The sequence below is a fragment of the Pseudomonas sp. LBUM1678 genome, assembly GCF_059695575.1.
On record NZ_CP166775.1, the window covers coordinates 1849810 to 1861336 of the forward strand.

The following is an 11527-nucleotide window of genomic DNA, read 5'->3' on the forward strand; positions in this document are numbered from 1 at the left end:
CTCGCGATTGCGGTAGATCATTCACTATCTCTATTGAATGTGATTCTGCTATCGCGAGCAGGCTCGCTCCCACAGGGGCCATGTACTCCGCATCTACATCACAAGGACCTGCATGTCGTTCATCTATGCCAACATCATCCACCTCCTCGCCGCCGTCTGGTTTGTCATCTGCTGGGGCGGTTACACCCGATACGCCTCGTGGAAGGGCCGCGACACCGCGTGCCTGGCCAGTGTGCTGCACCTGTACCGCGAAGACTGGATGCGCCGCATGCTGCTACGTGACAACCGCATCGCAGACGCCAGCGTGGTCGGCAACCTTGAGCGCAACGCCTCGTTCTTCGCCTCCAGCACACTGATTATCCTGGCCGGTATTCTGACGGTGCTCGGTGCGTCTGAACGCGCCGTGTCGTTGTTGGCGGATATTCCGATGGTGCAACAGGCGTCGCAAGGCATGTCGGAAATCAAGTTGCTGTGCCTGGCGCTGGTGTTTGTCTATGCGTTCTTTACGTTCAGCTGGTGCATGCGCCAGTACAACTTCGCCGCGATTCTGATCGGCTCGGCACCGATGATCGGGGAGCGCCACGTTTCCGAACAAGAGCGTAAAGCCTTTGCTGCCCGTGCCGCCCGGGTGATTTCCATGGCCGCCAACCAGTTCAACTTTGGCCTGCGCTCTTACTACTTCGGCATGACCATGCTGGCCTGGTTCGTCAGCCCGTGGCTGTTCATGTTGATGAGTGCCGGCGTGGTACTGGTGTTGTATCGCCGAGAGTTTCATTCCGACGTCCTCGACGTGATGGTCTATACCCCTACAGAGGCACCATTGCCCGAAGCCAATAAAGAGGTCGCTTGATGAGTATTCCGTTCTGGTGCGTGTTTATCAGCGCCTTGCTGATTTATGTGGCAAAGATTCCGGTGGCCAAGGCGATGAAAGAGCAGGGCGGGTACAACAATCACCTGCCGCGACAGCAACAAGCGCAACTCACAGGCTTTGGCGCCCGTGCGGTGGCAGCGCATCAGAACTGCTTCGAGGCGTTCATCTTATTTGCGGTGGGGGTGTTGATGGCGCACACCACGCAAACGGCGGGGTGGCTGATCGATTCGCTGGCAATCATCTTTGTGATTACCCGAATCGTTTATTTATTGTGCTATTGGGCTGATCTTGCCTGGCAGCGGAGTCTGGTGTGGTTCATCGGACTAGTGTGTTCTTTGCTGCTGATGATTAGTCCGACTTTTAGAACCATTTTGCTCTAACGGGGCAAATCACAAGGCAAAAGAAAACCCGCACTTGGCGGGTTTTCTTTATCACGCTAAAAACTGTTTTAGTTTTTAGGTGCTTCTTTTGCTGCCGCTGCTTCCGATTCAGCCTGAGCTTTGGCAGCTTCGGCGTTTTCTTTCGCAGCGTCGTTCACTTTATCCTGAGCTTTGTTCATGTCTTGCTGAGCTTGCTCAGCATGTTGGTTAGCATCTTGAGCTTTGTCCTCGGATTTTTTATCGCAGGCAGCGAGACCGAGGGAAGCGGTCAACATCAAGGCAATAGCTAAAGTCTTACGCATGGGGTGTTTCTCCTTATGGAAAATATCTACTGGCCTTTCGAGCACAGCCATCAGGGTTAAGTTCCTCAATTCGTTCAGATATATAAGATTATTCCCACGGGAACTTTTACGAATACGCTGAATACGATTTCCGAATGTTAAGAAGAGTGTTTATCACATGGCCGAAAGCCCCGTTTTTGAGCGCGCGACGCGATTTCTCTCAGCGCTCAGGCATTGTCAGGTACTGGGTTTGCGCGTTCACAGCGCCAGCAGCGAAGGGCTGACGGTCATCCTGCCGTACAGCCCGCAAATTGTCGGCAATCCGCAGACTGGAGTGATCCATGGCGGGGCGCTGACGACCCTGATGGACACTGCGTGCGGCATGTCGACCCTCTGCATCCTGCCCGAATTTGAAGTCTGTCCGACCCTCGATTTGCGCATCGACTACATGCACGCCGCCGAGCCGCATAAGGATGTCTACGGTTTCGCCCAATGCTACCGGGTGACCACCGACGTGATCTTCGCTCGGGGCTTTGCCTACCAGGACGATCCCGAGCAGCCCATCGCTCATGTCGTCGGCACGTTCATGCGCATGGGCAAAGCCGTCAAAGGCGCCAAGGGTTTTGGTGGTGTGATCGCCGGAGGTGCGAAATGACTGACACTTTCAAAGAGCAACTTCAGCAGGCCCATGAGCAGGGGGACTACGCCTCGCTGCTGCATTTGCTTCCCTACGCCAAACTGATCGGCGTCGAGTGTTCCCGTGTTGGTGACGAGCTGCTGTTTCGCCTGCCAGCCAATAAGGACAACATTGGTAACCCTTTACTGCCCGCCATACATGGTGGGGTGATCGCCGGTTTCATGGAGCTGTCGGCAGCGCTGCACCTGCTGATTTTCACCGGTTCGCCCGGTGTGCCGAAGATCATCGACTTTTCTCTCGATTACCTGCGAACCGGGCAGTTTCGCGATACCTGGGCCAAATGTCAGGTCTGCCGTCAGGGCCGGCGCGTCGCAAACGTAGCGATTACGGCCTGGCAAACCACCGAAGCCGAACCGATTGCCACGGCCCGCGGCCATTTCAAAATTGAAGAGCCCTTGAAATCCTGAACTCAGCCCCAAACTCTGATGACAACCCGCCGTCGACCCTGAAGGTCGCGGCCACTGCCATCTGATTGGAGTTTGATGACCATGAGTGTGGAAACTCAAAAGGAAACCCTGGGCTTCCAGACCGAGGTGAAGCAACTGCTGCACCTCATGATCCATTCGCTGTATTCCAACAAGGAAATTTTCCTTCGCGAATTGATCTCGAACGCCTCTGACGCTGTCGACAAATTACGTTTCGAAGCCCTGTCCAAGCCTGAACTGCTGGAAGGTGGCGCCGAACTGAAAATCCGTGTCAGCTTCGACAAGGACGCCAAAACCGTCACCCTCGAAGACAACGGCATCGGCATGAGCCGTGAAGACGCGATCACCCACCTGGGTACGATCGCCAAATCCGGCACTGCCGACTTCATGAAACACCTGTCTGGCGATCAGAAGAAAGACTCGCACCTGATCGGTCAGTTCGGTGTCGGTTTCTATTCGGCGTTCATCGTCGCCGACAAAGTTGACGTATTCAGCCGCCGTGCCGGTGCTGCCGCCAGCGAAGGCGTGCACTGGTCGTCCAAGGGTGAAGGCGATTTTGAAGTTGCCACCGTTGAGAAAGCCGAGCGCGGTACCCGTATCGTCCTGCACCTGAAGTCCGGTGAAGACGAATTCGCCGATGGCTGGCGTCTGCGCAACATCATCAAGAAGTACTCCGACCACATCGCTTTGCCGATCGAGTTGCCGAAAGAAGTGGCAGCTGTCGAAGGCGAAGAAAAGCCAGCCGTTGAGTGGGAAACCGTCAACCGTGCCAGCGCCCTGTGGACCCGTCCTCGCACCGAGATCAAGGACGAGGAATACCAGGAGTTCTACAAACACATCGCTCACGATTACGAAAATCCGCTGAGCTGGAGCCACAACAAGGTCGAAGGCAAGCTCGAATACAGCTCGCTGCTGTACGTGCCGACCCGTGCACCGTTCGACCTGTACCAGCGTGAAGCGCCGAAAGGCCTGAAGCTGTACGTACAGCGCGTATTCGTCATGGATCAGGCCGAGTCGTTCCTGCCGCTGTACCTGCGCTTCATCAAAGGCGTGGTCGATTCCAACGACCTGTCGCTGAACGTGTCGCGGGAAATCCTGCAGAAAGACCCGATCATCGACTCCATGAAGTCGGCGCTGACCAAGCGCGTTCTGGACATGCTGGAAAAACTGGCGAAGAACGAGCCTGAGCAATACAAAGGCTTCTGGAAAAACTTCGGCCAAGTCATGAAAGAAGGCCCGGCAGAAGATTTCGCCAACAAAGAGAAAATCGCTGGCCTGCTGCGTTTCGCATCGACCAACGGTGATGAAGGCGAGCAAGTGGTGGGTCTGGCCGAGTATCTGGCTCGCGCCAAGGAAGGTCAGGACAAGATCTACTACCTGACCGGCGAAACCTACGCGCAAGTCAAAAACAGCCCGCACCTGGAAGTCTTCCGCAAGAAAGGCATCGAAGTGCTGCTGCTGACCGACCGCATCGACGAGTGGCTGATGAGCTACCTCAGCGACTTCGACGGCAAGAGCTTTGTCGACGTGGCGCGGGGTGACCTGGACCTGGGCAACCTGGACTCGGAAGAAGACAAGAAAGCCGCGGAAGAAGTCGCCAAGTCCAAAGAAGGCCTGGTTGAGCGTCTGAAAACTGCTTTGGGCGACTCTGTTGCCGAAGTGCGGGTTTCCCACCGTCTGACCGATTCCCCGGCGATTCTGGCCATTGGCGAGCAGGACCTGGGCATGCAGATGCGTCAGATCCTCGAAGCCAGCGGTCAGAAGGTTCCGGATTCGAAGCCGATCTTCGAATTCAACCCGGCTCACCCGCTGATCGAGAAGCTCGACAACGAGCAGAGCGACGAACGCTTCGGCGACCTGTCGCACATCCTCTTCGATCAGGCGGCCCTGGCCGCCGGCGACAGCTTGAAAGACCCGGCCGCGTATGTGCGCCGCCTCAACAAGCTGCTGGTTGAACTGTCGGTTTAACTGAGTTGTACAAAAACCCGCTTCGGCGGGTTTTTTCATTCTGGTGTCTTTTACTGGGAGTTAGTCATGAGCCAAATCACTGTTCGTTCTGTCGCTTATCAGATTGATGGCCAGTCGTATGAAAGCCGTCTGGCGTTCGATGCCGACCACAAAGGCCCGCGCCCCGGTCTGTTGATGGCGCCGAACTGGATGGGCGTCAGCGCCGGTGCCGAGGAGATCGCCAAGTCCGTGGCGGCCAAGGGCTTTGTGGTGCTGATCGCGGACCTGTACGGCCAGACGGTACGTCCGCAGAACGGCGACGAGGCAGGCGCGGCGATGATGCCGCTGAAGAACGACCGCGCATTGCTGCGCAAGCGCATGCAGGCAGCGTTCGAACAGTTGCAAGGGCAGGGCGAGGCAGCGGTTGATACTTCGAAGCTGGCGACCTTCGGTTTCTGCTTTGGCGGTTGCTGCGCGCTGGAACTGGCCCGCACGGGCGCCCCGGTAAAAGCGGCGGTTTCGTTCCATGGCACGCTGGATACGCCGAACGTCAATGATGCGAAAAACATCAAGGGCTCGGTGCTGGTGCTGCACGGCGCATCCGACCCGTTGGTGCCAAAAGAGCAATTACCGGCGTTTGAAGAGGAAATGAACGCGGCGAGCGTGGATTGGCAACTGCTGAGCTATGGCGGTGCGGTGCATTCGTTTACTGATCCCCATGCCAATGTGCCGGGGAAGATGATGTATGACGCGAAGACGGCGGGGCGGGCGTTTACCTCGATGCACAATTTGCTGGATGAAGTGTTCAAGGGCTGATAGCTGTTCTTTGCCCTGACACTTTTGCTGTTAGTGCTGGCCCCATCGCGAGCAGGCTCGCTTCCACATTGGAATGCATTTCCCTGTGGGAGTGAGCCTGCTCGCGATGACGGTATAACAAACACCGAATTACTTAAGGCAGTTCGATCCGCTCAACTTCCCCCGGCACCGTCGGCCAATCCCCGGCCGCCCAGCGTCGCCGCGCTTCATCGATCGCCGCCGGATCGCTCGCCACAAAATTCCAGTTGATCCGCCGTGGCCCGTCCAGCGGTGCCCCACCAAACAGCACCGCATGACAGTCGCTCTCGGCGAACAATGTCATTTCCTCTCCGGCAGGCAACACCACCAGCGCATTCAGTTCCAGTAACTCGCCATCCAGCTGCGCTTCGCCACTCAGCACATACAACGCCCGCTCCTCATGCTCAGTCGGAATCAGCAAGGTCGTCGCGGTTTGCAGGTTCAATTCCGCATACAACGTCGGAGAAAGCACCGGAACCGGTGATTCCAGGCAAAAGCCTGACCCGGCAATCATCCGGATCTTCACGCCAAGGTTATCGCTGACCGGCAACGTCGCCGCCGGGTGATGGCTATAGTGGCCAGGCCCCTGTTCGTGCTTCTTGGGGGACGCGAGCCAAACCTGCAAGCCGTGCATGGTGAAGCCAGTGTTCTTCAACGCCTCAGGCGTTCGCTCGACATGGGCGATCGCGCTGCCCGCCGTCATCCAGCTGACATCACCGGCGTCCACCACCTGGTCGGAACCGAGACTGTCCTTGTGCTGGATTTTTCCGTCGAACAAATAGGTGAGGGTGGACAGGCCAATGTGTGGATGCTGACGGATGTTCATGCCTTTACCCGCCGCATAACGGGTCTCAAGCATGTGGTCGAAAAATACGAAAGGCCCGACGCTACGGCATTTGGCTGACGGCAGCGGGCGCAGAATCGGCTGGCCTTCGACATCTTCGGCGCGAGGGCGGATCACGAGCGGAGTGTTCATGGTGCATTCCAGGCTGAGCGGGTGACGCGTGGAGCATAACCCGCTTGCGCAGCCCTTGCCGCTATTGGCTGAAGGCGCCTTCGGACAGATGGGTTTCGATGCTGACTTCGGTGCTGGTCATCAACTTGTGCACCGGGCAACGGTCGGCCACGCGCTGCAACTCGTCGCGCTGAGCGTCGGTGAGCACACCCTTGAGGGTCAGTTTGACGTGCAGGGCATATTTGCCTTTCTGCTCTTCGCTGTTGTCACGTTTGACTTCAACCGTGACGCCGGTCAGGGGAATGTCTTTCTTCTTGGCGTACATCTTCAGCGTCAGGGCCTTGCAGGCACCCAGGGCGGCATCGAAGTAATCGTGTGGCTCTGGTGCCGTGCCTTCGCCGCCAGATGCAGTCGGCACATCGGCAAAGAGTTCGTGGTCGTCGATCTGGACGCTGTGGCGAAAACCTTCGGCGGAAACGGTATTGACGGTAACGGTCATGAGAAGCCTCCCAGGCTAAAAAGTCATTCGATCAAAAAAGACCTTGAAGGTATAGAGCATTCCTACCGATGCGCGTTCCACTTTCTTACAGGCTGAACCGTCTCGCGTGAGCGAAGGTCTACGTTCTTCCTGCCCCCGGAGATAGCCCGTGCCCATGTTCCGTTTGAGCCTTGCCTGTTTGTTGGCGCTGTCCAGTGCTGTCGCCAATGCACGCGAATACGCCTACAGCGATGCGCACCTGCATTACGTGGACTTCTTCCAGGAAACGGCGGGCATGCCGACCTTGCTCAAGGCCATGGACGACAATGCCATTGAGCATGTGATGATTTCCGGCATCCCGGTGGCGAAGAAATGGCACGAAGACGAACCCAAACGGCCGCGCTACTACGCCGGTGATGACGCCGATGCCTATTGGTACAGCGCGACGGATGTGATTGTCGCGGCAGCGGTGAACAAATTGACGCCCGAGCAGCGTCAGCGTTTTCACCCGTTCCTGTCAGGCTTCAATCCCAACGACAAAAACTCCGCAGCGCACATTCAGCGCATGCTCGACCTCAATCCTGGGCTATGGCAGGGGATCGGCGAAGTGTTTACCCGGCATGACGACCTGACCGCGCTGACCGCCGGCGATACGCCACGGGCCAACAACGAAGCGATGACGCGGATTTATCACCTCGCGGCCGAGAACGACTTGCCGGTGATGCTGCACTCCAACATCACCTCCAAGCGTGAGAAAAATCCGCTGTACCTGTCGGAAGTCGAGGAACCGCTGCGTAATCACCCGCACACGCGATTCATTTGGGCTCACGCGGGCACCAGCGTCGAGGTCCATCGGCATCAGACCCAGCTGGATTTTCTGTTGCCGACCCTGACCCGAATGCTTGAGGCTTACCCCAACCTGTTCATCGACCTGTCCTGGAGCATGCTCACGCCTTACCTGCTGGATGAGCAGGGCAAACCTTCAGAAGCGTGGTTGAGGCTTGTGGAACGCTTCCCGGATCGCTTCATGATTGGCTCTGATGTGGTGGGACGTTTCAACAAGCTCGGTAAGGAAATGCGCAGCTTCGAACCGTTTCTCGACGCCTTGCCTGAGGGGGTTGCGAGAAAAGTCGCGCGGGACAATTTCCTGGCGATCCTGCCGCGCAACCGTTAAGGCGACCCGACTACCGATTGGCTGCGCACGGTTGCGGATGGTGCAATCCCTGCCTATGTTCCAAGCGAGGCATTACTGGCGACTGGCGCGCGATGATCCGCCGCAAGTCGCTGTCCATCCAGTGCGGATTCTCGCAGCGAGGTTACGACATGCCAAACGACTCCCGCCCTGCCGTGCTTGAACTGATCGGCAATACGCCGCTGGTGCGCGTCAGCCGCTTTGATACCGGCCCGTGCACCCTTTTTCTCAAACTCGAATCACAGAACCCCGGCGGCTCGATCAAGGATCGCATCGGCCTGGCGATGATCGACGCCGCCGAACGCGATGGCCGTCTGCAACCTGGCGGCACCATCGTCGAGGCCACCGCTGGTAACACCGGCCTCGGCCTGGCACTGGTCGGCCGTGCCAAAGGTTATCGAGTGGTGCTGGTGGTGCCGGACAAAATGTCCACCGAGAAGGTCTTGCACCTCAAGGCCATGGGCGCCGAGGTGCACATCACCCGCTCCGACGTCGGCAAGGGTCATCCCGATTACTATCAGGACGTGGCGGCGCGGTTGGCACAGGAAATTCCCGACGCCTTCTTCGCCGACCAGTTCAACAACCCGGCCAACCCGCTGGCCCACGAGTGCAGCACCGCGCCGGAGATCTGGGCGCAGACCCAGCACGATCTGGATGCCATCGTCGTCGGTGTCGGTTCGGCCGGCACGCTGACCGGGCTGACCCGCTTCTTCCAGCGCGTACAGCCGAACCTGGAAATGGTGCTGGCCGACCCGGTCGGCTCGGTGATGGCCGAGTACAGCCGCAGTGGCACCCTTGGGAAGGCCGGTTCATGGGCGGTGGAAGGCATCGGTGAAGACTTCATTCCGTCGATTGCCGACCTTTCCAGCGTACGCCACGCCTATTCGATCAGCGACGAGGAAAGCTTCGATCATGCCCGCCAATTGCTGCGCGCCGAAGGCATTCTCGGCGGTTCCTCGACCGGCACTTTGCTGGCGGCGGCGCTGCGCTACTGTCGCGAGCAAACCGAGCCGAAACGGGTGGTCAGCTTCGTCTGCGATACCGGCACCCGATACCTGTCGAAGGTCTACAACGACCAGTGGATGAACGATCAGGGCCTGCTGCAATACAAACGCTACGGCGATCTGCGTGACCTGATCGCCCGGCGCTTCGAGGATGGCCGAGTGATCAGCGTCGGCCCCGACGACACGCTGCTCACGGCCTTCCAGCGCATGCGCCTGGCGGATGTGTCACAACTGCCGGTGTTAGCTGACGGAAAGCGGCTGATCGGCGTGATCGACGAGTCCGATATTCTGCTGGGCGTGCACGAAGACGCTTCGCACTTGCGCAGGCCCGTGGCCAGCGCAATGACTGACAAGTTGCAAACCCTGCCGGCTGGCGCCAGTCTGGCCGAACTGCAGGCGGAGCTCGATCGCGGGCTGGTGGCGATCATCGCCGACGCCTCGGGTTTCCACGGCTTGATTACGCGAGTCGACATGCTCAATCATTTACGGAGATCTCTTACATGAGTCAGCACGATGAAACCGGCTCGCCACGCGCCTTTGGCACCCGTGTGATCCATGCCGGACAGACACCGGATCCTTCCACCGGGGCGCTGATGCCGCCGATTTATGCCAACTCCACCTATTTGCAGCAGAGCCCCGGCGTACACAAGGGCTTCGACTACGGGCGCTCGCACAACCCGACGCGCTTTGCGCTGGAGCGTTGCGTAGCGGACCTTGAGGGCGGGACCCGGGCGTTCGCCTTTGCTTCCGGGCTGGCGGCGATTTCCACCGTGCTGGAGCTGCTCGACGCCAACGCGCACATCGTCTCCGGCAACGACCTGTACGGCGGAACGTTTCGACTGTTCGACAAGGTGCGTCAGCGCAGTGCCGGACATCGTTTCAGCTACGTCGACCTGACCGACTTGTCCGCCTTCGAAGCGGCGTTGCAGGACGACACGCGGATGGTCTGTGTCGAGACGCCAAGCAATCCTTTGCTGCGCCTCTCTGATCTGGCCGCCATCGCGCGCATCTGCCGCGAGCGAGGCATCCTGTCTGTGGCCGACAACACCTTCGCCAGCCCGTGGATACAGCGTCCGCTGGAGCTGGGTTTCGATATCGTGGTGCACTCGACGACCAAGTACCTGAACGGCCACTCCGATGTAATCGGCGGTATCGCGGTGGTCGGGCAGAACGCCGATCTGGCCGAGCGCCTGGGCTTCCTGCAAAACGCGGTGGGCGCTATCGCCGGGCCGTTTGACGCGTTCCTCACCCTGCGTGGGGTGAAGACCCTGGCGTTGCGTATGGAGCGCCATTGCAGCAACGCGCTGGAGCTGGCGCAATGGCTGGAGCGTCAGCCGCAGGTGGCGCGCGTTTACTATCCGGGTCTGCCGTCGCACCCGCAGCACGAATTGGCACGCCAGCAGATGCGAGGATTCGGCGGGATGATTTCCCTCGACCTGAACAGCGACCTGGCCGGCGCCAGACGCTTCCTCGAAAGTGTGCAGATCTTCGCCCTGGCCGAGAGCCTGGGCGGGGTGGAAAGCCTGATAGAGCACCCGGCGATCATGACCCATGCGACCATCCCGGCAGACACCCGCGCGCAACTCGGGATCGGCGATGCGCTGGTGCGTTTGTCGGTGGGGGTTGAGGATGTCGAAGATCTGCGCGCCGACCTGGACCAGGCGCTGGCGCGGATTTAACTTTCAGCAGGCATAAAAAAATCCGGAATCCTTGGCGGATTCCGGATTCTTGTGTCGAACCGGATCAGTTGCCTTTGACAGTCTTGCCGTTGACCTTGCCGTCGAGGAGCATGATGTTGTACTCCTTGCCGTCGGTTTCGACCTGTTGCAGGCGGACCAGCAGGTAATCCCAGTCCTTGGCAAACCAGAGGACGGTGATGCGCTTGCTTTGTGTCGGATCGCGCACACGCTCGACCTTGATCGCATCGATCTGGCCAGCCTTGGTGTCGACTTTTTCCGAACCCAGCACGCGGAAGTCATAGGTATCGACTTCGCCATCATCGACGACCTGATAGCTCATGCTTTTCTTGCCGGCAGCCACATCATGCTGAAGAGCAAGCTGATAGGTGGATTTGTCGACCATGCCACGGTTGAGCGGGATCTTGACCGCGTCACCACGATCGGTTCCGGTGACCATTTTGGTGGTCCAGTCGAAGTCCAGGTCGGCTTTCTTGGCTTTACCCAGACCGCCACGTTCGAAGTGGTAGGACTGTGGCAGCAGGGTGTCCTTGTCCACGGTCAGGGTGCTTTCTTCAGACAGGCTGGCGATCATCATCGAGGCCTTGAAGCTGAGCTTCCAGACACCGTTGGCTTCCTTGGTCAGGCTGCGTTCAGCCGTGCCGCTCATGGGCAGCTGCTTCCAGTCGGCGGTGTAGCTGGCGGAGAAAGGTTGAAGTTCTGCAGCCTGCGCGAAAGGCAGGGCAAACAGAGCGCAAGCGAAGAGCAGGGCGCGACGCATAAAATC

Annotated in this window: 13 protein-coding genes; 9 read left to right on the forward strand and 4 right to left on the reverse strand. The window is 58.7% G+C overall.

The window, feature by feature from the left end:
- The first annotated feature begins 112 nt into the window (after positions 1-112).
- Positions 113-850, forward strand: coding sequence for a DUF599 domain-containing protein (locus ACA070_RS08360; protein ID WP_497450752.1), 738 nt, complete (start codon positions 113-115; stop codon positions 848-850).
- The gene (locus tag ACA070_RS08365) at positions 850-1251 is read left to right on the forward strand and encodes an MAPEG family protein (protein ID WP_497450753.1); all 402 of its coding nucleotides are present in this window, start codon (positions 850-852) and stop codon (positions 1249-1251) included. The genes ACA070_RS08360 and ACA070_RS08365 overlap by 1 nt, the downstream gene beginning before the upstream one ends.
- A 68-nt stretch (positions 1252-1319) precedes the next feature.
- On the opposite strand, the gene ACA070_RS08370 is transcribed toward ACA070_RS08365, so the two are convergent.
- Positions 1320-1553: a hypothetical protein gene (locus tag ACA070_RS08370; RefSeq protein ID WP_497450754.1), complete on the reverse strand. Its 234-nt coding sequence runs from the start codon at positions 1551-1553 to the stop codon at positions 1320-1322.
- A gap of 157 nt (positions 1554-1710) precedes the next feature.
- Between ACA070_RS08370 and ACA070_RS08375 the strand changes: the two genes are divergently transcribed.
- The 4 genes from ACA070_RS08375 to ACA070_RS08390 all read left to right on the forward strand — a co-directional run bounded on the left by ACA070_RS08375 (position 1711) and on the right by ACA070_RS08390 (position 5417).
- A complete protein-coding gene (locus ACA070_RS08375) occupies positions 1711-2187 on the forward strand; it encodes a PaaI family thioesterase (RefSeq protein ID WP_497450755.1) in 477 nt (158 codons plus the stop codon).
- Positions 2184-2636, forward strand: a complete 453-nt coding sequence (locus ACA070_RS08380) for a PaaI family thioesterase (protein WP_497450756.1) — start codon at positions 2184-2186, stop codon at positions 2634-2636. Before ACA070_RS08375 ends, ACA070_RS08380 begins: the two co-directional genes overlap by 4 nt.
- A gap of 81 nt (positions 2637-2717) precedes the next feature.
- Positions 2718-4622 carry a molecular chaperone HtpG gene (htpG, locus tag ACA070_RS08385; protein ID WP_497450757.1) on the forward strand — a complete coding sequence of 635 codons (1905 nt, stop codon included), beginning with the start codon at positions 2718-2720 and terminating at the stop codon, positions 4620-4622.
- Between the two features lie 66 nt (positions 4623-4688).
- A complete protein-coding gene (locus tag ACA070_RS08390) occupies positions 4689-5417 on the forward strand; it encodes a dienelactone hydrolase family protein (RefSeq protein ID WP_497450758.1) in 729 nt (242 codons plus the stop codon).
- Between the two features lie 133 nt (positions 5418-5550).
- Here ACA070_RS08390 and ACA070_RS08395 read toward each other — a convergent pair whose 3' ends face one another.
- Together ACA070_RS08395 and ACA070_RS08400 are read right to left on the reverse strand one after the other, a co-directional pair.
- Positions 5551-6411 (reverse strand): pirin family protein, encoded by an 861-nt coding sequence (locus tag ACA070_RS08395; RefSeq protein ID WP_497450759.1) that lies wholly within the window; start codon positions 6409-6411, stop codon positions 5551-5553.
- A 61-nt stretch (positions 6412-6472) separates the two neighbouring features.
- The gene (locus tag ACA070_RS08400; protein ID WP_497450760.1) at positions 6473-6889 is read right to left on the reverse strand and encodes an OsmC family protein; all 417 of its coding nucleotides are present in this window, start codon (positions 6887-6889) and stop codon (positions 6473-6475) included.
- Positions 6890-7043: 154 nt separating this feature from the next.
- On the opposite strand from ACA070_RS08400, the gene ACA070_RS08405 reads away from it, so the two are divergent.
- The 3 genes from ACA070_RS08405 to ACA070_RS08415 all read left to right on the forward strand — a co-directional run bounded on the left by ACA070_RS08405 (position 7044) and on the right by ACA070_RS08415 (position 10743).
- On the forward strand, positions 7044-8042 hold the full coding sequence (locus ACA070_RS08405; RefSeq protein ID WP_497451925.1) for an amidohydrolase family protein: 999 nt from the start codon (positions 7044-7046) through the stop codon (positions 8040-8042).
- 149 nt (positions 8043-8191) lie between these two features.
- On the forward strand, positions 8192-9568 hold the full coding sequence (locus tag ACA070_RS08410; RefSeq protein WP_497450761.1) for a pyridoxal-phosphate dependent enzyme: 1377 nt from the start codon (positions 8192-8194) through the stop codon (positions 9566-9568).
- On the forward strand, positions 9565-10743 hold the full coding sequence (locus tag ACA070_RS08415; protein WP_497450762.1) for a trans-sulfuration enzyme family protein: 1179 nt from the start codon (positions 9565-9567) through the stop codon (positions 10741-10743). The genes ACA070_RS08410 and ACA070_RS08415 overlap by 4 nt, the downstream gene beginning before the upstream one ends.
- A gap of 64 nt (positions 10744-10807) precedes the next feature.
- Here ACA070_RS08415 and ACA070_RS08420 read toward each other — a convergent pair whose 3' ends face one another.
- Positions 10808-11521: a DUF3108 domain-containing protein gene (locus ACA070_RS08420; protein WP_497450763.1), complete on the reverse strand. Its 714-nt coding sequence runs from the start codon at positions 11519-11521 to the stop codon at positions 10808-10810.
- Positions 11522-11527: the final 6 nt, after the last annotated feature.

What these genes read in the sequence shown, in the direction of transcription:
- htpG (WP_497450757.1), top strand. Translation starts at nt 2,718, where the DNA reads ATGAGTGTGGAAACTCAAAAGGAAACCCTGGGCTTCCAGACCGAGGTG.
- ACA070_RS08370 (WP_497450754.1), bottom strand. Translation starts at nt 1,553, where the DNA reads ATGCGTAAGACTTTAGCTATTGCCTTGATGTTGACCGCTTCCCTCGGT.
- ACA070_RS08405 (WP_497451925.1), top strand. Translation starts at nt 7,044, where the DNA reads ATGTTCCGTTTGAGCCTTGCCTGTTTGTTGGCGCTGTCCAGTGCTGTC.
- ACA070_RS08420 (WP_497450763.1), bottom strand. Translation starts at nt 11,521, where the DNA reads ATGCGTCGCGCCCTGCTCTTCGCTTGCGCTCTGTTTGCCCTGCCTTTC.
- ACA070_RS08360 (WP_497450752.1), top strand. Translation starts at nt 113, where the DNA reads ATGTCGTTCATCTATGCCAACATCATCCACCTCCTCGCCGCCGTCTGG.
- ACA070_RS08400 (WP_497450760.1), bottom strand. Translation starts at nt 6,889, where the DNA reads ATGACCGTTACCGTCAATACCGTTTCCGCCGAAGGTTTTCGCCACAGC.
- ACA070_RS08410 (WP_497450761.1), top strand. Translation starts at nt 8,192, where the DNA reads ATGCCAAACGACTCCCGCCCTGCCGTGCTTGAACTGATCGGCAATACG.
- ACA070_RS08375 (WP_497450755.1), top strand. Translation starts at nt 1,711, where the DNA reads ATGGCCGAAAGCCCCGTTTTTGAGCGCGCGACGCGATTTCTCTCAGCG.
- ACA070_RS08365 (WP_497450753.1), top strand. Translation starts at nt 850, where the DNA reads ATGAGTATTCCGTTCTGGTGCGTGTTTATCAGCGCCTTGCTGATTTAT.
- ACA070_RS08390 (WP_497450758.1), top strand. Translation starts at nt 4,689, where the DNA reads ATGAGCCAAATCACTGTTCGTTCTGTCGCTTATCAGATTGATGGCCAG.
- ACA070_RS08380 (WP_497450756.1), top strand. Translation starts at nt 2,184, where the DNA reads ATGACTGACACTTTCAAAGAGCAACTTCAGCAGGCCCATGAGCAGGGG.
- ACA070_RS08415 (WP_497450762.1), top strand. Translation starts at nt 9,565, where the DNA reads ATGAGTCAGCACGATGAAACCGGCTCGCCACGCGCCTTTGGCACCCGT.
- ACA070_RS08395 (WP_497450759.1), bottom strand. Translation starts at nt 6,411, where the DNA reads ATGAACACTCCGCTCGTGATCCGCCCTCGCGCCGAAGATGTCGAAGGC.